General features: G+C 73.8%; 23 protein-coding genes and 2 pseudogenes. 13 read left to right on the forward strand and 12 right to left on the reverse strand.

What is annotated here, in order from left to right; all coding sequences use genetic code 11:
* Positions 1–54 precede the first annotated feature (54 nt).
* The gene (locus BZY54_RS19975; protein WP_086726547.1) at positions 55–1410 is read right to left on the reverse strand and encodes a dipeptidase; all 1356 of its coding nucleotides are present in this window, start codon (positions 1408–1410) and stop codon (positions 55–57) included.
* A 215-nt stretch (positions 1411–1625) separates the two neighbouring features.
* On the opposite strand from BZY54_RS19975, the gene BZY54_RS19980 reads away from it, so the two are divergent.
* Complete coding sequence (locus BZY54_RS19980; protein WP_086726548.1) at positions 1626–2897, forward strand: geranylgeranyl reductase family protein; 1272 nt, start codon at positions 1626–1628, stop codon at positions 2895–2897.
* Here BZY54_RS19980 and BZY54_RS19985 read toward each other — a convergent pair.
* Entirely contained in the window at positions 2887–3336 is a 450-nt protein-coding gene (locus tag BZY54_RS19985) for a nitroreductase family deazaflavin-dependent oxidoreductase (RefSeq protein WP_086726549.1), read from the reverse strand. The two genes, BZY54_RS19980 and BZY54_RS19985, sit on opposite strands and share 11 nt — an antisense overlap.
* Positions 3337–3468: 132 nt before the next feature.
* Between BZY54_RS19985 and BZY54_RS19990 the strand changes: the two genes are divergently transcribed.
* The 3 genes from BZY54_RS19990 (at position 3469) to BZY54_RS20000 (ending at position 6165) form a co-directional block, all read left to right on the forward strand.
* Positions 3469–4158: a TetR/AcrR family transcriptional regulator gene (locus tag BZY54_RS19990; RefSeq protein ID WP_086726550.1), complete on the forward strand. Its 690-nt coding sequence runs from the start codon at positions 3469–3471 to the stop codon at positions 4156–4158.
* Positions 4159–4270: 112 nt separating this feature from the next.
* The gene (locus BZY54_RS19995; RefSeq protein ID WP_086726551.1) at positions 4271–5503 is read left to right on the forward strand and encodes a sensor histidine kinase; all 1233 of its coding nucleotides are present in this window, start codon (positions 4271–4273) and stop codon (positions 5501–5503) included.
* Positions 5500–6165 carry a response regulator gene (locus BZY54_RS20000; protein ID WP_086726552.1) on the forward strand — a complete coding sequence of 222 codons (666 nt, stop codon included), beginning with the start codon at positions 5500–5502 and terminating at the stop codon, positions 6163–6165. Before BZY54_RS19995 ends, BZY54_RS20000 begins: the two co-directional genes overlap by 4 nt.
* A gap of 32 nt (positions 6166–6197) precedes the next feature.
* Here the strand turns inward: BZY54_RS20000 and BZY54_RS20005 are convergent, their stop codons facing one another.
* From BZY54_RS20005 to BZY54_RS20015, 3 genes are all read right to left on the reverse strand, one after another.
* On the reverse strand, positions 6198–6953 hold the full coding sequence (locus tag BZY54_RS20005) for a maleylpyruvate isomerase family mycothiol-dependent enzyme (protein WP_086726553.1): 756 nt from the start codon (positions 6951–6953) through the stop codon (positions 6198–6200).
* A gap of 219 nt (positions 6954–7172) precedes the next feature.
* On the reverse strand, positions 7173–8336 hold the full coding sequence (locus BZY54_RS20010; protein ID WP_086726554.1) for an MFS transporter: 1164 nt from the start codon (positions 8334–8336) through the stop codon (positions 7173–7175).
* 188 nt (positions 8337–8524) lie between these two features.
* Entirely contained in the window at positions 8525–9106 is a 582-nt protein-coding gene (locus BZY54_RS20015; protein ID WP_425276294.1) for an Rv1733c family protein, read from the reverse strand.
* Positions 9107–9359: 253 nt separating this feature from the next.
* Between BZY54_RS20015 and BZY54_RS20020 the strand changes: the two genes are divergently transcribed.
* Positions 9360–9740, forward strand: coding sequence for a luciferase domain-containing protein (locus tag BZY54_RS20020; protein ID WP_086726556.1), 381 nt, complete (start codon positions 9360–9362; stop codon positions 9738–9740).
* Between the two features lie 28 nt (positions 9741–9768).
* On the opposite strand, the gene BZY54_RS20025 is transcribed toward BZY54_RS20020, so the two are convergent.
* Positions 9769–10548: a DeoR/GlpR family DNA-binding transcription regulator gene (locus BZY54_RS20025; RefSeq protein WP_086726557.1), complete on the reverse strand. Its 780-nt coding sequence runs from the start codon at positions 10546–10548 to the stop codon at positions 9769–9771.
* Between the two features lie 127 nt (positions 10549–10675).
* Between BZY54_RS20025 and BZY54_RS20030 the strand changes: the two genes are divergently transcribed.
* Positions 10676–11557: an SIS domain-containing protein gene (locus tag BZY54_RS20030; protein ID WP_086726569.1), complete on the forward strand. Its 882-nt coding sequence runs from the start codon at positions 10676–10678 to the stop codon at positions 11555–11557.
* A 43-nt stretch (positions 11558–11600) separates the two neighbouring features.
* The gene (locus BZY54_RS20035; protein WP_086726558.1) at positions 11601–12473 is read left to right on the forward strand and encodes a class II fructose-bisphosphate aldolase; all 873 of its coding nucleotides are present in this window, start codon (positions 11601–11603) and stop codon (positions 12471–12473) included.
* Here BZY54_RS20035 and BZY54_RS20040 read toward each other — a convergent pair.
* Positions 12463–13596 (reverse strand): methyltransferase, encoded by a 1134-nt coding sequence (locus BZY54_RS20040; protein ID WP_086726559.1) that lies wholly within the window; start codon positions 13594–13596, stop codon positions 12463–12465. The genes BZY54_RS20035 and BZY54_RS20040 overlap by 11 nt on opposite strands.
* Positions 13597–13664: 68 nt before the next feature.
* Between BZY54_RS20040 and BZY54_RS20045 the strand changes: the two genes are divergently transcribed.
* The 3 genes and pseudogenes from BZY54_RS20045 to BZY54_RS55470 form a co-directional block, all read left to right on the forward strand.
* Entirely contained in the window at positions 13665–14315 is a 651-nt protein-coding gene (locus BZY54_RS20045; RefSeq protein WP_086726570.1) for an alpha-ketoglutarate-dependent dioxygenase AlkB family protein, read from the forward strand.
* Positions 14316–14351: 36 nt separating this feature from the next.
* Positions 14352–15590, forward strand: coding sequence for an ROK family protein (locus BZY54_RS20050; RefSeq protein ID WP_086726560.1), 1239 nt, complete (start codon positions 14352–14354; stop codon positions 15588–15590).
* Between the two features lie 713 nt (positions 15591–16303).
* Positions 16304–16696: pseudogene (locus BZY54_RS55470) on the forward strand (MmyB family transcriptional regulator); the annotation flags it as partial.
* Between the two features lie 171 nt (positions 16697–16867).
* Here BZY54_RS55470 and BZY54_RS20060 read toward each other — a convergent pair.
* The 4 genes and pseudogenes from BZY54_RS20060 to BZY54_RS20075 form a co-directional block, all read right to left on the reverse strand.
* The gene (locus BZY54_RS20060; RefSeq protein ID WP_086726561.1) at positions 16868–17053 is read right to left on the reverse strand and encodes a DUF1272 domain-containing protein; all 186 of its coding nucleotides are present in this window, start codon (positions 17051–17053) and stop codon (positions 16868–16870) included.
* Between the two features lie 122 nt (positions 17054–17175).
* A pseudogene (locus BZY54_RS20065) lies at positions 17176–18086 on the reverse strand (phosphotriesterase family protein).
* Entirely contained in the window at positions 18080–18673 is a 594-nt protein-coding gene (locus tag BZY54_RS20070; RefSeq protein WP_086726562.1) for a DUF4865 family protein, read from the reverse strand. Before BZY54_RS20070 ends, BZY54_RS20065 begins: the two are co-directional and overlap by 7 nt.
* 15 nt (positions 18674–18688) lie before the next feature.
* Entirely contained in the window at positions 18689–19288 is a 600-nt protein-coding gene (locus BZY54_RS20075) for a TetR/AcrR family transcriptional regulator (protein ID WP_086726563.1), read from the reverse strand.
* 164 nt (positions 19289–19452) lie between these two features.
* On the opposite strand from BZY54_RS20075, the gene BZY54_RS20080 reads away from it, so the two are divergent.
* Genes BZY54_RS20080 through BZY54_RS20090 form a run of 3 tightly spaced genes read left to right on the forward strand, consistent with a single transcriptional unit; the run spans position 19453 to position 23104 of the window.
* Positions 19453–19767 (forward strand): SHOCT domain-containing protein, encoded by a 315-nt coding sequence (locus BZY54_RS20080; protein ID WP_086726564.1) that lies wholly within the window; start codon positions 19453–19455, stop codon positions 19765–19767.
* A complete protein-coding gene (locus BZY54_RS20085) occupies positions 19764–20546 on the forward strand; it encodes an ABC transporter ATP-binding protein (RefSeq protein WP_086726565.1) in 783 nt (260 codons plus the stop codon). The genes BZY54_RS20080 and BZY54_RS20085 overlap by 4 nt, the downstream gene beginning before the upstream one ends.
* Positions 20543–23104, forward strand: coding sequence for an ABC transporter permease (locus tag BZY54_RS20090; protein ID WP_086726566.1), 2562 nt, complete (start codon positions 20543–20545; stop codon positions 23102–23104). The genes BZY54_RS20085 and BZY54_RS20090 overlap by 4 nt, the downstream gene beginning before the upstream one ends.
* An 809-nt stretch (positions 23105–23913) precedes the next feature.
* Here BZY54_RS20090 and BZY54_RS20095 read toward each other — a convergent pair.
* Positions 23914–24375, reverse strand: a 462-nt coding sequence (locus BZY54_RS20095) for a DNA-directed RNA polymerase subunit alpha C-terminal domain-containing protein (RefSeq protein WP_279634693.1), incomplete at its 5' end; no start/stop codon positions are given.

Here is a 24375-nt window from a genome sequence, read left to right on the forward strand (position 1 = left end):
CCGCATGGCCGCGGGGAACGGCTCAGCCCCGGCCGCGTGGCCGCGGGGCGTCGCTCAGCCGACCGCGTAGTTGCTCAGGAACAGCGCCTCGGCGACCGACAGCCGCTCCAGTTCTTCCGGGGAGACGCTCTCGTTCACGGCGTGGATCTGGGCCTCGGGCTCGCTCAGGCCGATCAGCAGGATCTCGGCCTGCGGGTAGAGCGCGGCGAGCGTGTTGCACAGCGGGATCGAGCCGCCCTGCCCGGCGTACTGCAGCTCCTCACCGGGGTAGGCGACGGCCATCGCGTCGGCCATCGCCTGGTAGGCGGGGCTGGTGATGTCGGCGCGGAAGGCCTGGCCCTGGCCGATCTGCTCGGTGCGCACCCGGGCGCCCCACGGCGTGTGCGCCTCCAGGTGGGCCTGGAGCAGCTTGGTCCCCTCGGCCGCGTCGACGCCCGGCGGCACCCGCAGGCTGACCAGCGCTCGGGCGCCGGCCTGCACGGACGGCGTGGCGCCGACGACCGGCGGGCAGTCGATGCCGAGGACGGTGACGGCCGGCCGGGCCCAGATCCGGTCGGCGACCGTGCCGGAGCCGATCAGCTCCACCCCGTCCAGCACCTTGGCGTCCTTGCGGAACTGTTCCTCGTCGTACTGCAGGCCCTCCCAGACGGAGTCGCCGCCCAGGCCGTCGACCGTCGTCGAGCCGTCCTCGGCGCGCAGCGAGTCCAGGGCGCGGATCAGCGCGGCGAGCGCGTCCGGGGCGGCGCCGCCGAACTGGCCCGAGTGCAGGTTGCCCTCGAGGGTGTCGACCTGCACGCGGACCAGGGTCATGCCGCGCAGGGTGGTGGTGACGGTGGGCAGCCCGACGCGGAAGTTGCCGGTGTCGCCGATCACGACGGTGTCGGCCTTCAGGAGTTCCGGGTGCTCCTCGGCGTAGCGCTCCAGGCCGCCGGTGCCCTGCTCCTCCGAGCCCTCGGCGATCACCTTGACGTTGACGGGTATGCCGCCGTGGGCCTTGAGGGCGCGCAGCGCGAGCAGGTGCATGATGAGCCCGCCCTTGCAGTCGGCGGCGCCGCGTCCGTACCAGCGGCCGTCGCGCTCGGTCAGCTCGAAGGGCGGGGTGACCCAGGAGGCCTCGTCCAGCGGCGGCTGCACGTCGTAGTGGGCGTACAGCAGGACCGTCTTCGCGCCCTGCGGTCCGGGCAGGAAGCCGTACACGGACTGGGTGCCGTCCGGGGTGTCGAGCAGTGCCACGTCGGTGAAGCCCTCGGCGCGCAGCGCGTTCGCGACCCAGTTCGCGGCGCCCTCGCTCTCGCTCCTCGGGTACTGGTCGAAGTCCGCCACCGACTTGAAGGCCACCAGTTCGGCGAGCTCCGCCTTGGCCCTGGGCATCAGGGAGGCGACGGTCTCGGCGACCGGATTCGACGACATGGGCACGCTCCTTGTGGGTGCGACGTTGTGCCGGTGCGTACCTGGGTGGCACTTCCGAGCACTTCTGTGTTCCGGGTGATCGTGTCAGCGTAGGCACGTCCCGGTGGGCGGGACGCGTACGCAGCCGATCCTCCCACAGCGGCCGTGGGCGGGAGCCGCCGTAGGATGCGGGGGACAGCAGCGGCAGCCGGCTTGATCTGGAGCGGTAGACCATCGTGAGCAGCGAGAACTCTTCGGCGGACGACGTGCGGCAGGTGTGGGACGTCGTCGTGGTGGGCGCGGGACCCGCGGGGGCCTCGGCCGCCTACGCGGCGGCGGTCGCGGGGCGGCGCGTGCTGCTGCTGGAGAAGGCGGAGCTGCCGCGCTACAAGACGTGCGGCGGCGGCATCATCGGCCCGTCGCGCGACGCGCTGCCGCCGGGCTTCGAGCTTCCGCTGAAGGACCGGGTGCACGCGGTGACGTTCTCGCACAACGGCCGCTTCACCCGTACCCGCCGCTCCAAGCAGATGCTGTTCGGGCTGATCAACCGGCCCGAGTTCGACCAGCAGCTGGTCGAGCACGCGCAGAAGGCCGGTGCCGAACTGCGCACCGGGGTCACCGTGGCGCGGGTCGAGCAGCACGGCTCGGCGGTGCCGGACCGGCGCACGGTCGCCGTGGTCCTCCAGGGCGGCGAGACGGTCCTCGCGCGTGCCGTGGTCGGCGCCGACGGCAGCGCCAGCCGCATAGGCGCCCACGTCGGTGTGAAGCTGGACCAGGTCGACCTCGGCCTGGAGGCGGAGATCCCGGTGCCCGAGACCGTCGCCGAGGACTGGCGAGGCCGGGTCCTGATCGACTGGGGTCCGATGCCGGGAAGCTACGGCTGGGTGTTCCCCAAGGGGGACACGCTGACGGTCGGGGTGATCTCGGCCCGCGGCGAAGGTGCCGCCACCAAGCGGTATTTGGAGGACTTCATCGCCCGTCTCGGCCTGGCCGGCTTCGAGCCGAGCGTCTCCTCCGGGCACCTGACCCGCTGCCGCGCCGAGGACTCGCCGCTGTCGCGCGGGCGGGTGCTGGTGTGCGGGGACGCGGCCGGGATGCTGGAGCCGTGGACGCGCGAGGGCATCTCCTTCGCGCTCCGTTCCGGGCGGCTCGCGGGGGAGTGGGCGGTGCGGATCGCCGAGGCGCACGACGCGGTGGACGCCCGGCGCCAGGCCCTCAACTACGCGTTCGCGATCAAGGCGGGGCTCGGCGTCGAGATGGCCGTCGGCCGGCGGATGCTGGCGGTCTTCGAACGCCGTCCCGGTCTCTTCCACGCCGCCCTGACCGGTTTCCGTCCGGCCTGGAGGGCGTTCAAGGAGATCACCCAGGGCTCGACCTCGCTGGGCGAGCTGGTCCGCAACCATCCGGTGGCCCAGCGCGCCCTGACGGCCATGGACCGGCGGCCCGCCGCGCCGGTCACGCCCGCCGCCGACGGCGCGGAGAGCGAGCAGGACGCGGTCAGTTCGTGACCGTGATGCGGAAGACCGGGTGGTCGGGGGCGATGCGGCGCAGTTCGGCCTCGGAGGAGTCGGGGCCGACGCCGTCGAAGAAGACCCCGACCTCGGCCTTCCAGCGCTTGAGGTAGGCGCGCAGGAGCGGCGCCTTGTCGTCGTCGGCGATCTCCGTCGCGGTGAACGCGTCCACCCGCTTGCCCAGGCGCAGTTCACCGCCGCCCGCGGCGCGCATGTTGTGCGTCCACTGGACGTGGCCGCGCGGCGCGAGAAGGTACTGCTGTCCGTCGACGGTCAGCAGGTTCACGGGGGTGGTCCGCCACTGGCCGCTCTTGCGGCCGCGTACCGCCAGGATCCGGGAGCCCCAGACGCTGATGCCGCGGCGGGCCATCCAGGCCACCGTGCGGTTGAAGACGTTGACGGTGAACCAGCCGGGCTTCCGGACGTGTGCGGACATGACTTCCTCCTGGAAGCGGAAAGTGTGAGCGGTGCTCTCGCTGTCCTCAGTGTGGAGCAGATCGGTGCTCCATAGCAAGAGCGGCGCTCTCTTTTGTGTGCGGTGCTCTGAAAACGTGGAACACTGTTCTGCATGAGCACCGCACAAGGGGCCCGCGCCCGGGCCAGGACGGAGATCACCGCCGCGATCAAGGACGAGGCGCGCAGACAGCTCGCGGCCGAGGGAGCCGCGAGGCTGTCGCTGCGGGCCGTGGCCCGCGAGCTCGGCATGGTCTCCTCCGCGCTGTACCGGTACTTCCCCAGCCGTGACGACCTGCTGACCGCGCTGATCATCGACGCGTACGACTCCCTGGGACACGCCGCGGAGGCCGCGCACCACGCGGTCGCCGACGCGGGGCCCCTGGAGCGCTGGACCACCGTGTGCGAGGCGGTGCGCGGCTGGGCCCTCGCGCACCCCCACGAGTACGCCCTCGTCTACGGCTCGCCCGTGCCCGGCTACACCGCGCCGCAGACCACCGTGCCGCCCGCCGCCCGCGTCGGCCTCCTCCTGATCGGCATCGTCCGCGACGCCCACGAGCGGGGCCATGTGACCGCGCCCGCGCTCCCCCCCGCGCTGCGCGAGGAGGCCGAGCGGATGCGAGCCGACCTCGCGCCCGACCTGCCACCCGAGGTGGTCGCCGCCCTCGTCGCCGCCTGGGCGCAGCTGTACGGCCTGATCGGGTTCGAGTTGTTCGGGCAGTTCCACCGGGTGGTGGAGGACCGCGAGCCGTTCTTCCGGCACGCGGCGATCCGGCTCGCGCACGGCGTGGGCCTGACTGCCTGACCTCGTGCCCGGCACCCGCGGCGCCGGGCGCGGTCCTACTTCGCCGGGAGTACGAGTGATCACCTCGCCGGGGTGACGCGGCGGGCGGTGCCGGGCGTCTAGCGTGGCCGTCATGGAAGAGCAGCGCGTACGCCCGGGCGGTCCGCCGCAGTGGTGGCGGCACGGCCCTCCGTGGTGGACCCGCGCGGACGAGGAGGAGACGCGCGGCGCCCACTGGCCCTGGGTCTCCACCGTGCTGTTCACCGCCTTCGTGCTCGTAGGCTCGCACTTCTCGGCCCGCAACCAGCACGGCCACCGGGAGCCGCTGGACCCATACGCGTACGCGCTGCTGTTCGTGGCCTGTGGGCTGCTGCTGTGGCGCAAGCGGCATCCGGTGATCGTCGCGTACGGCACGGCGGTGGCCACGCTGGCCTACTTCGCCGCCGGATACCCGTACGGTCCCGTGTTCCTGGCCGTCGCCGTGAGCTGCTTCAGCGCCGTCGTCGCCGGGCACCGCCGGGCCGCGTGGTCGTCCGTGGGGGTGCTCTGGGCCGGGCACGCGCTCATCGCGCTGTGGCTCTACCGGTGGCTGCCGCCGCCCGGCGACAGCGCCTCCTCCTGGGGCCAGCAACTCGTCATCGCCACCTGGGTGGTGGCCGTCGTCGCCGTGTCCGAACTGGCTCGCGTCCGCCGCGAGCAGTGGGCCAAGGAGCGCGCCGAGCGCGTCCAGGCGGCCCGGCGGCGCGCCGACGCCGAACGGCTGCGCATCGCCCGCGAGCTGCACGACGTCCTCGCCCACAGCATCTCCGTCATCAACGTGCAGGCGGGCGTCGGTCTCGCACTCCTGGACATCGACCCGGAGCAGGCGCGCACCGCGCTCACCACCATCAAGGCCGCCAGCAAGGAGGCGCTGGGGGAGGTGCGCCAGGTGCTCGACACCCTGCGCACGCCCGGAGACGCCCCGCGCGCCCCGGCGCCCGGCCTCGACCGGCTGCCCGAACTCGTGGACCAGGCGGCCCGCGCCGGCCTCACCGTCGACGTCGAGGGCTCCCCGCCCCGGCTGCCGCCCGGCACAGACCTCGCCGCCTTCCGCATCGTGCAGGAGGCCCTCACCAACGTCGTACGGCACTCGGGCTCCCGGCACGCGCGCGTGCGTCTCGATCACGACGCCGACACGCTGCGGCTGCGCATCGACGACGACGGGCCGCCGACCGGGGCGGACGCGGGCGGCAGCGGCAACGGACTGGCCGGGATGCGTGAACGGGCCGCCGCACTCGGTGGCACCATCGATGCGGGCCCGCGTCCCGACGGCGGCTGGCGGGTGCTCGCCGTGCTGCCGCTGACGATCAAGGAGGAGAGCCGGTGATCCGTGTCATTCTCGCCGACGACCAGTCGCTGGTGCGGGCCGGGTTCAAGGCACTGCTCGACGCGCAGCCGGACATCGAGGTCGCCGGGGAGGCCGCCGACGGCGAGGAGGCCCTGCGCATGGTGCGCGAAATGCGCCCCGACGTGGTGCTGATGGACATCCGCATGCCGTCGCTGGACGGCCTGGCCGCGACCCGCCGCCTCACCGAGGACGCCGACCTGAAGGACGTAAAGGTGGTCATGCTCACCACCTTCGAACTCGACGAGTACGTCTTCGAGGCGATCCGCTCGGGAGCCTCCGGCTTCCTGGTCAAGGACACCGAACCCGACGAACTCCTGCGCGCGGTACGGGCGGTGGTCGGGGGCGACGCGCTGCTGTCCCCGGGAGTCACCCGCCGTCTGATCGCCGAGTTCGCCGCCCGCTCCAAGGAGCCCGCCACCGCCGACGCCCTCGCCCGGCTCACCGAGCGCGAACGCGAGGTCATGGCCCTGGTCGGCATCGGCCTGTCCAACGAGGAGATCGCCCGCCGCCTGGTGGTCAGCCCGCTCACCGCGAAGACCCACGTCAGCCGCACCATGGTGAAGCTCGGCGCCCGAGACCGCGCCCAACTGGTCGTCCTGGCCTACGAGTCCGGCCTGGTGCGGCCCGGCTGGCTGGGCTGAGGCGACCGCCGTCCGCGGGGCCCGGCCCGGACTCAGACGATCGCCGAGGTCTCCCGCCACAGCGCGGCGAGCGAACCGTCACCCGTCACGCCCGGGACCGGAACCCGGTTCCACAGCGCCAGGTACAGCTCGTCGGCCGGACCGGAGAGTTCGGCGTCGGCCGCCGCGGAGGCGTCCCGGACCGTGACCGGCGGCCCGTCCGAGAGCCGTACGGTCCACACCGCGTCCGCGCCCTCGGCCGTACCCGTCGCACGCACCCGCAGCACGCGCGGCTCGGAAGCGCGGACCCGGCTCCTGGAGCGGGCGTGGAAGCCGCGCAGCAGCTCGTCGATGCCGTCGACGGCGAACTCGCCGCCGATCGGGGTCGGTGTGCCGCCGCGCGCCCGCTCCGCGTCGAAACGGTGGACGGCCGTCTCGTGCGCCTGCCGCCGGGTCCAGAAGGCCAGCGGGGACGGCGACGCCTGGGGCGCCGGGTGGAACGTCCAGCACTCCACGTCGGCCGGCGCCCCGGCCAGGGTCTCGACGAGCCGCCGGTGGCTGTCCCGGTACCAGGCCACCAGCTCGGCGCCGTCGAGCTCGGGGGGATCCCCTATGGGGCGCGGCGAGTTGTGCCCGTCCGCGACGAAGGCGGCGGCCCACTCGTGCACCGCGCCCGTGTGCCCCAGCAGGTCCCGCACCCGCCAGCCCGGACAGGACGGCACGACGGCGTCGGTCCCCGCCTCCTCGGCCGCGGCGGCCAGCAGACGGCCCTCCCGATCCAGCACGTGAAGGAACTCGGCAGTCTTCATGGCGGGAAGTCTGCCGGACGGACCGCGCCGGTGGGGGTACGGACTGCCTGATGAGACGCGCCGTACGACCTCGGACCGGCCGGCCCGGACCGGCCGTGCGAACGGCCGACCAGCGGCGCCACCCGGCGCGCGACCGGGGTCGGAGCCGTACGGTGAGTCGCTGTTCGGTGTGCCGCTGTTCGGTGTGTCACGGCCCGGGTGAGTGGCGTTCGCCGTCCGTCACGCTCCGGTCGACCGCCTCGTCGCGAACCCGACCACGGCGGCGACGGCGGCCAGAACGGCGACACTGGTCAGCGCGGCCGGCAGGGAGAGCCAGTCGGCCATGAACCCGATGGCCGGGGGCCCGAGGAGCATGCCGCCGTAGCCGAGGGTGGAGGCGATCGCGACCCCGCTGGGACCCGCGAGGGCGCCGGCGCGTTCCACGGCGACCGGAAAGAGGTTGGCGAGCCCGAGCCCGGCGACGGCGAAGCCGAGCAGCGCGGCCCACACCGACGGCGCGAGACAGCCGAGCAGCATGCCGGCCGCGGCGACGGAGCCCCCGGCCACGATCGTGCGGGTGCGGCCGAGCCGTTCGAGGAGGGTGGTCCCGGTCAGCCGCCCGACCGTCATCGCCAGGGCGAAGCAGGAGTAGCCGGCCGCCGCGACGCCCGGCGAGGCGTCCAGGTCCTGCTGGAAGTGGAGCGCGCCCCAGTCGGCCATGGCCCCCTCGCCGTAGGCCGTGCACAACGCGATGAGACCCAGGACGAGGACGCCACCACGGGTGCGGCCGTCGAGGCGTCGCGGATCCGGCTCCTCGGGCCGGACCTGCTCGGCCGGGCGCGGGGGCGGCAGCCGCAGGAGCGCGCGCCCCGCGACGGCGGTGACGAGCAGGCCGATCACGGTCAGGCACAGCAGGTGCCGGGTGGGGGACAGGAATCCGGCCACGAGGCCGCCGACTCCCGCTCCCACCATGCCGCCCAGGCTGAAGGCGGCGTGGAAGCTGGGCATGATCGGCCGCCGCAGCGCGGCCACCAGGTCGACGGCCGCGCTGTTGAAGGCGACGTTGATGCCGCCGTACGCGGCACCGAAGACCAGCAGGACCGCGCCCAGCGCCAGGGCGGAGTGGGTGAGCGGGGGCAGGGCCACGCTCAGGGAGAGCAGGACGGCGCAGACGACGGTGACCGGATGGCTGCCGTACCGGCGGCACAGGCGGCCGGTGAGCGTCATGGTGACGACGGCCCCGGCGGAGACACCGAGGAGGGCGAGGCCGAGTGCCCCGGTGGAGGCGTGGGTCTGGTGCTTGACGTCCGGGATGCGGACGACCCAGCCGGCGAAGACGAAGCCGTCGAGGGCGAAGAAGGTGGTGAGGGTGACCCGGAGTCGGGTGAGGGCGTTGTCCGTCACGACACTGTGCGGGCGGACTTTGTTTAGAAGCGGCACAAAGTCAGGCTAGGAGGACGTGGGCGCGGGGGCAAGGGGCTGGTGGACGGGAGCGGCAGGTCAGAGGCGACGCTCGGGGTACCGCGGCAGGTGAGATCGATGCCCGCGCGGGCCGGCGGTCCTGTGCGGGCGGCGAGGGGCTCCCGTGGTCGTCAGCCCGTCTTGCGCCCCCACCGCGTGTCGACCCGGGCCCACTCCTCGGCCCACTGGTCGAAGCGGCGACGGTCGAGCCGGCTCTGGACGAGCTTGGCACCGCCGATGACGAGGCCCACGGTGGCCGTGCCCGCCCACAGGCCGCCCAGGACCGACTGGAAGGCGGTGTCGGCCGCGGAGGCGGGCGGCGGCATCAGCGTGCCGTGCCCGTCCGTCCACACCGTGACGTGGGAGCCCGGCGTCGCGGTGGCGGGGACTCTGGTCCGGCCCGTGTGCGTCGAACCGTCCGGTTCGCTCCAGCGCACCGTCCCCCACACCACGGCACCGCTCGTCGGACGGGCGTCCGCCTGTGTCGTCCCCGGCTTCAGCACGGCCGACACCGGACGGCTCCGCTCGCGCACGTGCTGCGCGCTCTGCTGCATGGCGCCCGCCGTCACCAGTCCCGCCAGCAGTCCGCCCGCCAGGGCGAGGACCCAGGCGACGAGCAGAATCCACGCCTCCACGACATCACTGGTCCGCCTGAGCGGACTGCGCCGCCACCGCCACAGCCACACTCCCGCACGACGTGTCACCTTCGACACCCCCTCGTGAGCAACGACGGCCCTTACTGCAAGTGTGCCTCCAGAAGCGATCAGAGGCTCCCGGGAGCACGAAACCCGGGTCACCGGCCCGCGCGGACGGCGTGACGGGCCGCGTCGCGGACGGTGGGACGGGCCGTGCGGACGGCGTGCGGCAGGCTTGCGAGCGGAGCGCGCGCGACCGGTTTTGGACACGGATCGGTTAAGGCCGGCTCACGTATCGGTTGCCGTGCGGTGAGCGCGCCATGATGGGACCATGACGCTCGCCGCGCGTGCCCTCGCCCAACTGGCCACCTGGCCCGACCTGATGGAAGCGGTGCCGAGCTGCGGCACCGGGCAGGCGCTCAGCTCGGCGCACGGGGAGATCGCCCACTTCCACTCCGACCGCGACGTCGACCTCCACCTCACCGACCGGGCCATCCGCCGTCTCGCGCGCGACCTGAGGCGTTTCGCCGCGATCCGCGTCGTACCGGGCTCGTCCTGGGTGACGATCCGCCTCGACGCGTCGGCCGACGTCGATCTCCTCCTGTCGCTGACGAGCGTGGCACTCCAGGCCCACCAGGGCGGTCCCGGCGAGGACCGGGCGGTCCCCTCCGGCTGCAACGACGGCCGCGGTGTGGGCTTCCTGCGTACCTGACGCCATGTGCTCGCCGGCAGGGGCGTCCTCAGACGGTGACGACCCGGATCCCCGCCTCCTCGAACCGGCGCACCGTCTCCTTCCCGGCCGCCGCGTCCGTGACCAGCGTGTCCACCGACTCAGCGGAGCAGATGCGCGCGAAGGCGCGCCCGCCCAGCTTGCTGGAGTCCGCGGCGACGACCACACGTTCGGCGCGCTCGCACAGCAGCCGGTTGATGGCGGCCTCCGCCTCGTCGTTGGCCGCCGCGCCGTGCGTGACGTCGAAGGCGACCACGCCGAGGACCGCCACGTCGATCGTGATCTGGCCGAGCACCCCGTCCGCCAGCGGGCCGATGAGCTCGTACGACTGCGGGCGCGCGACCCCGCCGGTCACCACGATCTTGAACTGGGGCCGTACGGCGAGCTCGTTGGCGATGTTGAGCGCGTTCGTCACCACGGTCAGGGCCGGGGAGCCGGAGGCCAGGTCGCCGCGCACCGCGAGGGCGCGGGCCACCTCCGTGGTGGTCGTGCCGCCGGTCAGGCCCACCGCCTCGCCGGGTGCCACGAGGTCCGCCACGGCCCGGGCGATCCGCTGCTTCTCGGAGGCGCGGCGGGCCGTCTTGTAGCGCAGGGGCAGTTCGTAGGAGACGCCGTGCACGACCGCGCCGCCCCGGGTGCGGACCAGCATCTGCTGTTCGGCGAGCTGGTCGAAGTCCCGCCGGATCGTCGCCGCCGACACCAGCAGCTCGGCCGCCGCCTCCTCGACGTCCAGCCGGCCGCGCTCGACGAGCAGCTCCAGCAGCGCCTTCCAGCGGGCATCGCGCGACATCGGCGGCCTCCGTTCCTCGATCCTCCGTGACCCTAGCGCACCCGACACGGAGGCAGATGCTTGATTCTGCTCGAAAAGCACGGCTATCTTGCAAGAACAATCAATCATCCCCCGGGAGGGTATGGCCATGAGCCATGTCGAGGACGAGCTGACCAGCCAGCCGGAGTGCTGGACCCGTGTCGCGGCCGACGCCGCCGGACACGGCGGGGCGCTGCCGGCGCCGGGGGAGCGGGTGGCGATCGTCGGCTGCGGGACGTCGTACTTCATGGCGCAGGCCGCCGCCGCGCTGCGTGAGGGCGCCGGGCAGGGCGAGACCGACGCCTTCGCGGCCTCCGAGTTCCCCCACGGCCGCTCCTACGACCGGGTCCTGGCCCTCACCCGCTCCGGCACCACCACCGAAGTGCTCGACGTGCTGGACCGGTTGAAGGGCCGCACGCGCACGACGGCCGTCACCGCGGACCCCGACACCCCTGTCATGTCGGCCGCCGACGACGTCGTCGTCCTCGACTACGCGGACGAACGCTCCGTGGTGCAGACCCGGTTCGCGACCACCGCGCTCACCCTGCTCCGTGCCCACCTCGGCCTGCACACCGACGCCGTCGTGGCCGACGCCCGCACCGCGCTGTCCCAGCCCCTGCCCGAAGGTCTCGTCGACTGCACGCAGTTCACCTTCCTGGGCCGGGGCTGGACCGTGGGCCTCGCCAACGAGGCCGGCCTGAAGATGCGCGAGGCCTCACTGTCCTGGACCGAGGCCTACCCGGCGATGGAGTACCGGCACGGGCCCATCAGCATCACCACGCGCGGCACGGCGACCTGGATGCTCGGCCGCGCACCGGAGGGACTCGCCGACCAGGTGCGCGCCACGGGCGGGCTGTGGGTCGACGGCGGACTCGACCCGCTCGCCGAACTCGTCCGCGTCCAGCGGCTCGCGGTCGCCGTCGCCGCGGCCCGCGGCCTCGACCCGGACCAGCCACGCCACCTCACCCGCTCGGTGATCCTCACCCCCTGACGCCCGACCCCCGACGTCCCCCCGCATCCGGAAAGGACAAGCCGTGCCGCTTGCACCGACCGGCGAGCTGGTCGGCGGCGCCGCCGCCGCGCGCTCCGCCGTCGTCGCCTTCAACGTCATCACGCTGGAACACATCGAGGCCGTCGTCACCGGCGCCGAGGCGGCCGGTGCGCCCGTCGTCCTCCAGGTCAGCCAGAACGCGGTCGGGTTCCGGGGCGGGCGGCTGCAGCCGCTCGCCCGCGCGGCCGTCGCCGCCGCCGAACAGGCCTCCGTGCCCGTCGCCCTGCACCTCGACCACGTGCAGAGCGACGACCTGCTGCGTCAGGCACCCGAGGCGGGCTTCAGCTCCGTGATGTACGACGCCTCCCGGCTGCCGTACACGGAGAACCTCGCCGCGACCCGCGCCGCCGCCGCATGGGCACACGCCCAGGGGCTCTGGATCGAGGCGGAGCTCGGGGAGGTCGGCGGCAAGGACGGCCGGCCGCCGCTGGACGCCCACGCCCCCGGCGCCCGCACCGACCCCGGCGAGGCGCACGCGTTCGTCACCGACTCGGGAGTGGACGCGCTTGCCGTGGCCATCGGCAACTCCCACGCCATGACCGAGCGCACCGCGGCCCTCGACCACGACCTCGTCAAGCGCCTGGCCGACACCCTGGACGTCCCGCTCGTCCTGCACGGCTCCTCCGGCGTGCCCGACGGCGAACTGACCGCGGCCGTCGCCGGCGGTCTCGCCAAGATCAACATCGGCACGGCCCTCAACCTCGCCATGACCAACGCGATCCGCGAGTTCCTCACGGCCCATCCCGAGGCGGTCGACTCCCGCAAGTACCTCGGCGTGGGCCGGGAGGCGATGGCGCGGGAGGTGGAACGGCTCATCGGCGTGGTCGGCACGCCCGCCGCGCCGCCTACCGCTTGACGGCCTTCAGCACCACGAACTTCGGGTCACTGGCCACCAGCCGGCTGTTGCCGAACAGCCGGCGCAGCTTGACGTGGTAGCCCAGGTGCCGGTTGCCGATCACCCACAGCTCGCCGCCGGGGCGCAGCGCACGCCGCGCCCCGGTGAACATCCGCCACGCCGTCGCGTCCGTCGTCGCCTGCTGCGAGTGGAACGGCGGGTTGTTGAGCACCAGGTCCACACTGCCGGCCGGCACGCCCGAGAGGCCGTCGCCGACCCGGAACTCGGCGCGCCCCGGCACCTCGTTCGCCCTGTACGTCGCCTCTGCCGAGGCCACCGCCTGGAACGACTCGTCCGTGAACAGCACCTCGGCCTCGGGGTGCGCCAGCGCCATCGCCGTACCGACGACTCCGTTGCCGCAGCCCAGGTCCACCACCCGGCGGGCTCCGCGGCCGTCGGGCAGGTGCTGCAGGAAGAAGCGGGTGCCGATGTCGAGCCGGTCGGCGCAGAAGACGCCCGCGTGGTTGACGACCCTGCGGCCGGAGACGGCGCCGATGCCGTCGGGCAGGTCGTAGCTGTACGGCCACGGGCTGGCGGGCCGTTCCAGGGCCGGGTCCGGGGTGCACAGGATCAGCCGGGCCTTGCGCCGCGCGAGCGAGGTCCGCGTCGGGCCCAGGATCCGCTCGAACAGCGCGAGCGTCGAGGTGTGGATGTCCTTCACCATGCCGGTGCCCACGACGACCGTGCCCTCGTGCACCGCGGGAGCCAGCCGCAGCAGCTGGTCCTCCAGCAGGGCGAGGCTCTTGGGCACGCGCACCAGCAGGACGTCGATCCGGCCGGGCGGCGCGTCCTGCGTGGTGAGCAGCCGTACGGCACCGGGCTCGACACCGTTGCGGGCGAGGTTGAGGCGGGTCGCCTCCTGCCCGAGGAACGAGTCGGTGATCTGCGCCGGACGGTGCTCCGCCAGCGCCGTCACCAGCGCTCCCCAACGGTCCCCGACGACCACGACCGTCCCGGACAGATCGGTCGCCTCCTCGGCGAGGTGTGTCAGCAGATACTCGTCGGAGGCGTCCCAGGCGCGCAGCCGGTCACGCGGGTCCTCGGGGAACCGGGCCAGCGCGAGCTCGCCCCAGGGGGTCGTCATACGGTCGCTCATCGTCCGTCCAGGCTATCCGAGCCCCAGCTCAGGACCGCTAGGGCAGGATGGGCACCATGGACGCCGAGCTGTTCCCCCGCGGTCCTGCGGAGGTCGCGCCGGGCGCGGTGCACGTACCGGACTGGCTGGACTCGGCGCGGCAGCGCGAGCTGCTCGCCGCCTGCCGGGAGTGGGCCCGTCCGCCGGCCGGCCTGCGCACGGTCCGCACGCCCGGCGGCGGCACGATGACCGCCCGGCAGGTCTGCCTGGGGTGGCACTGGTACCCGTACGCCTACGCCCGCACGGTCGTGGACGGCGACGGCGCCCCGGTCAAACCGTTCCCGGCATGGCTGGGCGAGCTGGGGCGGCGCGCGGTGAGCGACGCGCTCGGTCCGGCGGCGGCCACCGGGGCGGAGTACGACATCGCCCTGATCAACTTCTACGACGCCGACGCCCGCATGGGCATGCACCGCGACAGCGACGAGCGGTCCGACGCGCCCGTCGTCTCGCTCAGCCTCGGCGACACCTGTGTGTTCCGCTTCGGCAACACCGAGACCCGCGCCAGGCCCTACACCGACGTCGAGCTGCGCAGCGGCGACCTGTTCGTCTTCGGCGGCCCGTCGCGGCTCGCGTACCACGGTGTGCCCCGCGTCCATCCGGGCACGGCACCGCCCGAGTTGGGGCTGAGCGGCCGGTTGAACATCACCCTCCGGGTGAGCGGGCTGTAGGTCGCCCGGCCGGCGGATCATGGGAGACTCGCCCTCATGAGCGGCAAGGCGGACCCCCGGACGGCGGGGGAAGGGACCACCTCGAGGACGCGGCTGGACCGGGGGCGCGGTGCGCTCGGGCCCGCGTTGGAGCTCGTGCACACCGGGCGCGCCCCGACCAGGGCCGTCCTCACCGCCGAGTTGGGGGTGACCCGGGCCACGGCGGGCGCGGTGGCCGCCGAGCTGGAGGCGCTGGGCCTGATCCGGGTGGACGCCCGGCCGGGTGCGGCGGCCGGTTCGCAGGGGCGGCCCTCGCACCGGCTCGCGGTCGCCGAGGACGGGCCCGTCGCCCTCGCCGCGCAGGTGCACGCCGACGGCTTCCGTGCGGCTCTGGTGGGCCTGGGCGGCCGGATCGTGGCCACCGCGCCCGGCTGCGAGACCGTGGACGCCGACCCCGCGAAGGTGCTCGGCTCCGTGGTCGAGGCCGGAGCCGAGCTGCTGCGCAGCACCGGACGCCGCTGCGTCGGCGCCGGACTCGCCGTGCCGTCCGCGGTCGCCGAACCGGAGGGTCTGGCGCTGAACCCGCTCCACCTGGCCTGGCCCCCGGGCGCGCCCGTGCGGCGGATCTTCGCCGAGTGCGTGCGCGCGGCCGGGATCACGGGTCCGGCGTTCGCCGCCAACGACGTCAACCTCGCCGCGCTCGCCGAGCACCGGCACGGCGCCGGGCGTGGCGCCCGCGACCTGCTGTGCGTGGCCACCGGGCACCGGGGGGTGGGCGGTGCGCTGGTCCTCGACGGGCGACTGCACACGGGCAGTTCCGGCCTGGCGCTGGAGGTCGGGCACCTCACCGTCAACCCCGAGGGCCGCCCCTGCCACTGCGGCAGCCGCGGCTGCCTCGACGTGGAGGCCGACCCGCTGGCCTTCCTGACCGCGGCGGGCCGCGAACCGGGCCCGGAGGTGTCGCTGCTGCAACAGGCCAACGACCTGATCCGTCACCACTACGACGACCCGGCCGTCCGCACGGCCGTCGAGGCCCTCGTCGACCGCCTCGGCCTGGGCCTCGCCGGCCTGGTGAACATCCTCAACCCGGACCGGATCATCCTCGGCGGACTGCACCGCACCCTGCTCGACGCCGACCCGGTCCGGCTGCGCGCCGTCGTCGCCGACCGCAGCCTGTGGGGTCAGAGCGGAGGCGTCCCCATCCTGCCCTGCACGCTGGACCACAACAGCCTGGTCGGCGCGGCGGAACTGGCCTGGCAGCCGGTCCTGGACGACCCGCTGGCCGCGCTGGCCTGATCCCGGACCAGGACAGGGCACGGCGCACTGGGGAGCGATGACCGCGCCGACGGGCCAGGCCCGCGCCGACGGGCCAGGCGGCCCGCATGGGGCCAGGCCGCGCCGGCACGTGGGAGGGCGGACCCGCCCGCCGCAGGGCGATCTCGGCCCGGCGGGTGGTCAGGAACTCGCGGATCTCGGTGCGGTTGTCCACGCCATCGAGGCTGCGTCCGACAGGGAACCCGTCCCGAGCGACCGCGGCCCGGTGACGTCGCGAGCGAACAGCGGCCGAGGTCGGGCCCGGCCGCACCGCCGTGGTCGTCGGTGACGGCGCGGCGCCTCCCGGAGCGTGGGGTGTGCTGCCAGTACACGTATCAGCCGGCCCTTCCCCACACGTCTGACCTGCCGTTTCGTCGATAGAGCCCGAGCCGGCGCGGGCCGCGGCGCAGCGCCACGAGAAACAGGGGCGGCAACCGGCGCGTCCCCGGGCTGCGCCGCGAGGAGGTCGCGCTGCTCGCGGGGGTCAGCGTCGAGTACTACGCCCGGCTGGAACGCGGCAACCTCAGCGGTGTCTCCGACGCCGTGCTCGACGCGCTGCCCGCGCCCTCCAGCTGGACGAGGCCGAACGCCTGCACCTCTGCGACCTCGCACGGACCGCGAACACCACCCGCCCGGGACCGCGCCCCGATCTCCCGCGGCAGATCCGGCCCGGCCTGCGCAGTCTGCTGCGGGCGATGACCGAGGCCCCGGCGTTCATCCGCAACGGCCGCCTGGACGTCCTCGCCGCGAACCGCCTCGGCCGGCCCCTGTACGCGCCGGTGTTCTCCGGCCCGGCACGCCCCGCCAACCTCGCGCGCTTCCGCTTCCTCGACCCGCGGGCCCGCGACTTCTACCCCGACTGGGACGGCACGGCCGACACGACGGTCGCCCTGCTGCGCACCGAGGCCGGTCGGGATCCCCGCAACCGGGAGCTGACCGACCTCGTCGGTGAACTCCGCACGCTGAGCGAGGAGTTCCGGACGTTGTGGGCGGCCCGCGACGTGCGTCTGCACCAGACAGGGATCAAGACCTTCCACCATCCCGCCGTCGGCGACCTCGCCCTCTCCGTCGAGGCACTGCCCCTGCCCGCCGATCCCGGACTGACCCTGACCGCCTACAGCGCCGAGCCGGGCACCGCCGCCCACGACGGCCTGTGTTCCTGGCCGACTGGGCCGCCACCGCCGACCGGCCGGAGCAGCCGCGGCCGGCAGCCGAGGACGGCCGGGTCGGCGTGCAACGCGACGCCTGAGGACGGGGTTTCAGGCGGCCGCTGCACGCCGGGGTCTCGGAACCAGCTCACCGCCGCAGTTGGGGCAGACGTGCCCCATCGCCTCGGCGCACGACCCGCAGAAGGTGCACTCGTAGGAGCAGATCCGGGCCGCCGCGTCCGGCGGCAGCGCCGCGGTCGCACAGCGTTCGCAGTGGTCACGCATCTCCAGGGCCATGGTCGTCGCCTCTCCTCCCGTCCGGGGCCGCATGCCCTCCATGCTCCGGCCGGCCGCGGCGGCGGACAGGGCCTGCGGGGGTCAACCTTGCGCATGATCGGGCCACTCGCGGCGGCCGGCACTCAGCGCCAGTCGACGGCGAAGGCGCGGGCCGGGTTGTCCGTGAGCACACGGCCGACCAGATCCGAGCCCAGTTCGGCCGCCAGCCGCGGGCCGAGCCGGCGCAGCAGGTACGGCATTCCGGGGCCGCCGTCGACGGACCGCGCGCCCGCGGCCACGGTGTCACCGCCGAGCAGCAGCCGGTCCCCGAACCCGGCCTCCGCCAGGGCCGTACGGCATCGGGCATGTGCCAGTCGGTGGCGTGGTGGGCGCGGGAGGGTCCGTCGAAGGCGAGATAGCAGCCGCTGCGCGCCGCCTCGCGCTGCACCACCATGTCGGGGAAGCGGTTGAGATGCCCGAGGATCACCCGGTGCGGCGGCACCTCCGACTCGCCGCACAGCAGGTCCAGCACATCGAGCGCGGCCGTGCCCATCTCCAGGTGGACGGCGACGGGCGCATCCGTGGCATGGTGGGCCTCGGCCGCCGCCGTCATCGTCCAGCGGGCGTGCGTGTCGAGGCCGTGGAAACCGCCGGCGACCTTGATGAGCCCGGCCCGGACCCCTGACGTCCCGATTCCGGAGGTCAGTTCGGAGACGAAGACCTCCGCGAGCCGGCCGCGCAGTGCGACGAGCGCCTCCTCGTCGTAGTGGACCGCCTGGTGCAGCCCCGTCGCGCACACCACGTGCACCCCGGCCGCCCGGGAGAGCAGCGGCAGGTCGGCGGCCCGGCGCCCCAGCCCGTACGGCGTCCACTGCACCACGCTCCGCCCGCCCGCCGCGCGGAACGCGGCCAGTTCCGCCCGCGCGGCCGTGGCGTCGGCCAGTTCCCGGCCGGGCAACTGCGGGCTGTGGAGGAAGAGGTGGTCGTGGGCGTCGGTCACACCCAGTGCCCCGGGGAGGACGTCGCCGAGGACCGTACGGACGGCGCTCACCACTGCCGTCCCCTCGGCAGCGTCTTCGGCCCGGGCCGGGACACGTGCAGGACGTGGAACACCTCGCCCTCGGCCTCGGGCGCCTCGGCGTCCCGGTGCGTCCAGAGCGAGAAGTGCACCGACTCCCAGCGGCTGGTGTCCACCGCCGCCGCCGCGAGCACCGCGCCGTCCCGGTCGGCCAACCGCCGGGTCGAACTCACCACGTCCGCCATGTGGTCGGCCACCACCACGCCCTCGGGCACGGGCCGGCGGTGCCGTACGGCGACGGCGGCGGACGCGTCCCCCGCGGTGCCCTCCTCGTACGCCAGGCCGGTCCACTGCCGCACCGTGGGTCGGCCGAAGTCACCGGCCAGCCCCTGGAAGGGGCCTCCCCACAGGAAGGAGTTCATGCCCTCCACGGTGTCCCACAGATAGAACGGCGCGTACTGGTTGACCGGCGATCCGCCGACCCCGCGCTCGCGCATCAGATACGCCTTGAGACCGAGCCCCTCCCAGTCGTCGAGCAGGTGCCCGAGCCGGGCCACGCGGTCCCGGATCACGTCCATGTCGTAGTCGGCGGGCAGGGTCACTTCGTACTGCATCGCGTGCATCGGGAAGGTCCTTCCTCAGGCCTCGGGCCCGGTCGTCGTCGTACCGCGCGGAGCGAGCAGGGAGAGCAGTCCGCGCACACCGGTGTCGAAGGCGGCGGGGGAGCCGGAGGCGCGAGCCAGGACGTAGCCGCCCTGCACGGTCGCGAGGATCGTCGCCGCGATCTCCTCCGCGTCGAGCGAGGGCGCGAACTGCCCCTGCTCCCTGCCCTCCTCGACGATCCCGGCGAGCCGCTCACGGATCCAGTCGAGCGTCTCGTCGACCGGCGCGCGCAGCTCGCCGCTGGCGATGACGTCCGGGTCCATGGTCAGCCGGCCGATCGGGCAGCCGCGCAGCACGTCGCGTTCGCGCCGCAGATACGCCTCGATGCGCTCGTACGGCGTTCCGGGGCCGCCGAGTACTCCCTCGGCAGTGGCGCGCATGTCCTCGGCGGTGCGCCGGACGGCGGCCAGCGCCAGGTCGGGCTTGCCCTTGAAATGGTGGTACATGCTGCCCTGCCCGGCGCCCGCGCGCTCCAGGATCGCCTTGGGGCTGGTGCCCACGTAGCCGCGCTCCCACAGCAGCTCGCGGGTGGACTCGATCAGTCGCTCCGGGGTGCTCATGAGAGCACTATACATACTAGTAGGTACAGAAACCGACGGTCCGGGGGAAGCAGCCTCCGCACGGCCCCGTACTTCCCGCGTGGTACGCGCACTGCCGCTGGCCGTACGACGACCCGGACCCCACCCGGGAGCCACTCTCGAGACATCACCGGACGACCCCTCCAAGGAGATGAACCGAGATGCAGACGCTGGCGGACTGGAACGGCCACCCCGGGCCGTGGATCCTCTTCTTCCCGTTGGTCTGGGCGGCCGTCGTCGTCGGCGCCGTCACCGTCCTGCGCCGCACGGCGTGGCGCGGCCGCGGCGGACCGTGGCGCGGCATGGCCGCCGACCCCTGGCGCGGCGGCGCCGACGGCCGCCCCGCCGGCGACTCGCCGATCGCCGTCCTCGGCCGCCGTTTCGCCTCCGGCGAGATCGACGAGGACGAGTACTGGCGCCGGCTGTCGGTGCTGGAGGAGCAGTTCGGCCGTACGGGCAAGGACGGTGCCCTGTGACCGCCACGACCGCTGCCACCACCGGATCCACCGCCCCCGGAGCGGCCGGCCGCACGGCCGCCCGGGTCACCGACGCCGTGAAGGTCTACGGCGCCGGTGACACCGCCGTACGCGCCCTGGACGGGGTGACCGTCGGCTTCCCCGCCGGACGCTTCACCGCGATCATGGGGCCCTCGGGCTCCGGCAAGTCCACCCTGATGCACTGCGCGGCCGGGCTCGACACGCTCACCTCCGGCACCGCCCATGTCGGCGACACCGAACTGAGCGCCCTCGACGACCGCCGGCTGACCCTGCTGCGCCGGGACCGCATCGGCTTCGTCTTCCAGCAGTTCAACCTGGTACCGACGCTGACCGTGGCGGAGAACATCACGCTGCCGCTGGACCTGGCGGGAGCCAAGGGGGACGCGGAGTGGATCGACGCGCTCGTCGACGTCGTCGGACTGCGCGACCGCCTGCACCACCGGCCCGCCGAACTCTCCGGAGGACAGCAGCAACGCGTCGCCGTGGCCCGGGCGTTCGCCGGGCGGCCCGACGTCGTCTTCGCCGACGAGCCCACCGGCAACCTCGACTCCCGCTCCGGCCAGGAGGTGCTGGGCCTGCTCGGCCGCGCCGTACGGCAGATGGACCGCACGGTCGTCATGGTCACCCACGACCCGGTCGCCGCCGCGCACGCCGACGAGGTCCTCTTCCTCGCCGACGGACGCCTGGTCGACCGGATGGAGTCCCCGACCGCCGACAAGGTCCTGGACCGCATGAAGGCCTTCGAGGTGAGGACGTGAACACCTCCGTCCGGCTCAGCCTGTCCTCGCTGCGCTCCCACAAACGGCGCTTCGCCGGCACCTTCTTCGCCGTGTTCCTCGGCGTCGCCTTCCTCACCGGGACGCTCGTCATGGGCGACACGCTGCGCTCCGGTTTCGACTCGATGTTCGGCGAGGCCAACGGCGGCACCGACGCCGTCGTGCGCAGCGCCGACGTCATCACCACCCCCGGCGAGAGCCAGGGCGTACGTCAACCGGTGGGCACCTCCCTGGTGAAGACCGTCGATCACGTCCCCGGCGTCGCGGCCGCCGCCCCGAACATCCAGGGCGCGGGGCAACTGGTGGGCAAGAACGGCAAGGCCATCGGCGGCCAGGGCCCGCCCACCGTCGCCGGCAACTGGATCACCGACCCCACGCTCAATCCCTACCGGCTCGCCGAGGGCCGCGCCCCCGCCAGGTCCGGCGAGGTCGTCGTCAACCGCGGCACCGCCAAGAAAGGCGGTCTGCGGATCGGCGACACCACCACCGTGCGCACCCCCGACCCGGTCAGGGTGACGATCGTGGGCCTCGCCACCTTCGGCGGCGAGGACGGCATGGCGCAGGTCACCTTCACGGGCATGACACAGGCGGACGCGGAGAAGTACCTGACCGCCCGGCCCGGCGAGGCGGCGAGCATCCAGGTGCGGGCCGCATCCGGTGTCAGTCAGGCCGAACTGGTCCGCAGGCTGACTCCCGTCCTGCCCAAGGGAGTCGAGGCCATCACCGGTCAGGAGTCCACGCAGGAGAACACCGACACGATCTCCAGCCAGTTCCTGACCATCTTCACGACCTTCCTCCTGGTCTTCTCGGGCGTCGCGCTGCTGGTGGCGACCTTCTCCATCCACAACACCTTCGCGATCGTCGTCACCCAGCGCGCCCGCGAGAACGCACTGCTGCGCGCCCTCGGCGCCTCCCGCCGCCAGGTGACCGGCTCCGCCCTCGCCGAGGCGAGCGCCGTCGCGCTCACCGCGTCCGCCGCCGGCCTCGCGGGCGGCATCGGGGTCGCCGCCGGGCTGCAGGCGCTCTTCCCGGCGATCGGGTTCCCCTTCCCCGACACCAGCCTGGTCGTCCGGCCGCTGTCGATGGCGCTGCCGCCGGTGGTCGGCGTGATCGTCTGTCTGGCGTCCGCGCTCGTGCCGGCCGTGCGCGCGGGCCGCACGGCGCCGCTGGCCGCGCTGCGCGAGACGGCCGTCGACTCCTCCGGCGCCTCCCGTACGCGCGCGGTCGCCGGCACCTGTCTCGGCGCACTGGCGATCACGGCGACCCTGTCGGGCGTCCTGGTCTCCCCGTCCGTCTGGCTGGCCGGTCTCGGCGCCGTGCTCGCCCTGGCCGCCTTCGTCGTCCTCGGTCCGGTCGCCTCCGCCACCGTCGTACGGCTGCTCGGCGGCCCGCTCGACCGGCTGCGCGGAGTCACCGGCGGGCTCGCCCGGCGCAACGCCCTGCGCAGCCCGAAGCGCACCGCCGCGACCGCGAGCGCGCTGATGATCGGCGTCGCCGTGGTGTCGCTGTTCACGGTCTTCGGCGCCTCGCTCAAGGCCACCATGGATCAGACCGTCTCCCGTTCCTTCGCGGGCGACCTCGCCGTGAGCACCCCGTCCTTCGGCGCGGGCGGCAGCGGCCTGAGCCCCCGGCTCGCCGGGGCGATCCAGGGGCTGCCCGAGGTGGACACGGCCGTCGGGCTGGGGCAGGGCGTCGCCGAGGTCGACGGCAAGGGACGGGCTCTGACCGTCACCGACCCGGCCGCGCTCGCCCGCACCTTCGACCTCGGCACGGTCCAGGGCTCCTTGCGCGACCTGGGCGCCGACGGCCTCGCCCTCACCCGGAAGGAGGCCGACAGGCAGGGCCTGACGACCGGGGACAAGGCGCGGCTCACCTTCACCGACGGCAGGAAGCAGACTTTCACGGTCCGCGCGGTCTACGGCCAGTCAGAGCTGGCCGGCGACTACGTCATCACCCGCGCGGCCTGGGCCCCGCACCGCACCCAGGACTCCGACACGCTCGTCGCCGTCTCCCTCAAGCCGGGCGTGAGCGCGGGCGCGGGTAAGGCGGCCGTCGAGAAGGTCGCCGCCCGGTACGGCGATCCCCAGGTGCAGACCCGCGACGAGTACGCGCAGTCCTCGGCGGGCGGCATCGACATGATGCTCACCCTCGTCTACGCCCTGCTCGCCCTCGCGGTGCTCATCGCGCTGCTCGGCATCGCCAACACGCTCACGCTGGCCGTCCACGAACGCACCCGGGAACTGGGCCTGCTGCGGGCGGTCGGCCAGACCCGGTCCCAGGTGCGCGCCATGGTCCGCTGGGAGTCGGTGCTCGTCGCCGCCTTCGGCACGGCCGGCGGGCTCGCCCTGGGCGCCTTCCTGGGATGGGTACTGGTGAAGGCGTCCGACGGCGCGAGCGACACGGCGTTCGCCTTCGCGCTACCGCCGGCGCGGCTCGCGGTGGTGGCGCTGGTGGGCATCACGGCAGGCGCCCTGGCGGGGCTGCGCCCGGCCCGGCGCGCGGCCCGGCTGGACGTACTGCGGGCCATCGCGACGGAATGACGGCAGCAGCAGGCAGGGCCCGTGGTCCCCGGGGGTCGACGGGCCCTGCCGCCCAATGGTGGCGCACCGGCCATGGGCAGGGGCGCGCCGGCCGGGTGGCCTGTCGCATATCCGCCTCGCGGACGCGGGCGATGTGCTCTCCCGGATTTTTGATGTTCGGGGCACTCTTGCGGTAGCTCATCGGCACGATGTGGCGCCTGCGTAGCTCGCGGCGATCGGGGGCGCTGTCAGCAGAATCCGGCGACGCCGCTCGCGGGCTGACCGACGGCCACGTGCACATCACGATGTCGTCGAGCCCCAGGCGGTGCGGGGAGCCGGCTCCGCGGTGGTGGCTGAGGGCAGCTCGGCCCAGGCCCGGTAGGGCCGGGCGGTGGTGTCGGGGCCGGCCGAAGACGACGAAGTGGACCGGTGCTTGCTGCGCGAGCCGCGCCGGCGCCGCGCTGCTGCAGCCCGCCCTTGCGGTCGTTCCGAAGCGAGCCGCCCGGCCTCCCACACGATCAGCCCCCGCCCAGCGCGGTCGCCTCCGGAAGCTGCCCGGACCCGGTCGCGCTTTCCGGGAAGGTTTGTGCCATGTCGGTGCCGCGCCGCGAGCGCAGCACCGACATGGCCTCCGCGTCTACGGAGAGCAAGGCGCGGTAGCCGTCTCATCCGGGCTGTGCGGCCCAGCCCGGCCGCAGGCCGGGGCTGGGCATCGGGGCGGTGAACAGCGGTTCCGGCAGTGTGACGGCCGCCACGTGTCGCCCACGAGGAACGCTGGGCCCGCGCTTGGCTCCTGTGTCTTCCTGCCTCCCCGCGGCCCGGCGCAGCGTTCAGTACTGCTCGTTCTCCATGAAACCCGCACCTCCGTTGTCGTCCGCGTCGAAGGCGGCGGCGGTCGGGTCGAATCCGGGCGGGCTGTCCTTCAGGGCCAGGCCCATGCCGGCCAGCTTCGCCTTGACCTCGTCGATCGACTTCGCACCGAAGTTGCGGATGTCCAGCAGGTCGGCCTCGGAGCGCGCCAGGAGCTCACCCACGGAGTGGACGCCCTCGCGCTTGAGGCAGTTGTAGGAGCGGACCGTGAGCTCCAGCTCCTCGATCGGCAGCGCCATGTCGGCGGCCAGGGCGGCGTCCGTCGGGGACGGGCCCATGTCGATGCCCTCGGCGTCGATGTTCAGCTCGCGGGCGAGACCGAACAGCTCGACCAGGGTCTTGCCGGCCGACGCCATCACGTCACGCGGACGCATGGCCTGCTTGGTCTCGATGTCGACGACCAGCTTGTCGAAGTCGGTGCG

Source organism: Streptomyces carpinensis (assembly GCF_002154505.1).
GTDB lineage: Bacteria > Actinomycetota > Actinomycetes > Streptomycetales > Streptomycetaceae > Streptomyces > Streptomyces carpinensis.

Bases quoted from the DNA above. Each gene is read 5' to 3' on its own strand.
- BZY54_RS19975 (WP_086726547.1), bottom strand. From the start codon at position 1,410: ATGTCGTCGAATCCGGTCGCCGAGACCGTCGCCTCCCTGATGCCCAGG.
- BZY54_RS20045 (WP_086726570.1), top strand. From the start codon at position 13,665: ATGGACGCCGAGCTGTTCCCCCGCGGTCCTGCGGAGGTCGCGCCGGGC.
- BZY54_RS20040 (WP_086726559.1), bottom strand. From the start codon at position 13,596: ATGACGACCCCCTGGGGCGAGCTCGCGCTGGCCCGGTTCCCCGAGGAC.
- BZY54_RS20060 (WP_086726561.1), bottom strand. From the start codon at position 17,053: ATGGCCCTGGAGATGCGTGACCACTGCGAACGCTGTGCGACCGCGGCG.
- BZY54_RS20070 (WP_086726562.1), bottom strand. From the start codon at position 18,673: ATGCACGCGATGCAGTACGAAGTGACCCTGCCCGCCGACTACGACATG.
- BZY54_RS20020 (WP_086726556.1), top strand. From the start codon at position 9,360: ATGACGCTCGCCGCGCGTGCCCTCGCCCAACTGGCCACCTGGCCCGAC.
- BZY54_RS19995 (WP_086726551.1), top strand. From the start codon at position 4,271: ATGGAAGAGCAGCGCGTACGCCCGGGCGGTCCGCCGCAGTGGTGGCGG.
- BZY54_RS20075 (WP_086726563.1), bottom strand. From the start codon at position 19,288: ATGTATAGTGCTCTCATGAGCACCCCGGAGCGACTGATCGAGTCCACC.
- BZY54_RS20030 (WP_086726569.1), top strand. From the start codon at position 10,676: ATGAGCCATGTCGAGGACGAGCTGACCAGCCAGCCGGAGTGCTGGACC.
- BZY54_RS19985 (WP_086726549.1), bottom strand. From the start codon at position 3,336: ATGTCCGCACACGTCCGGAAGCCCGGCTGGTTCACCGTCAACGTCTTC.
- BZY54_RS20005 (WP_086726553.1), bottom strand. From the start codon at position 6,953: ATGAAGACTGCCGAGTTCCTTCACGTGCTGGATCGGGAGGGCCGTCTG.
- BZY54_RS20050 (WP_086726560.1), top strand. From the start codon at position 14,352: ATGAGCGGCAAGGCGGACCCCCGGACGGCGGGGGAAGGGACCACCTCG.
- BZY54_RS19990 (WP_086726550.1), top strand. From the start codon at position 3,469: ATGAGCACCGCACAAGGGGCCCGCGCCCGGGCCAGGACGGAGATCACC.
- BZY54_RS20080 (WP_086726564.1), top strand. From the start codon at position 19,453: ATGCAGACGCTGGCGGACTGGAACGGCCACCCCGGGCCGTGGATCCTC.
- BZY54_RS20025 (WP_086726557.1), bottom strand. From the start codon at position 10,548: ATGTCGCGCGATGCCCGCTGGAAGGCGCTGCTGGAGCTGCTCGTCGAG.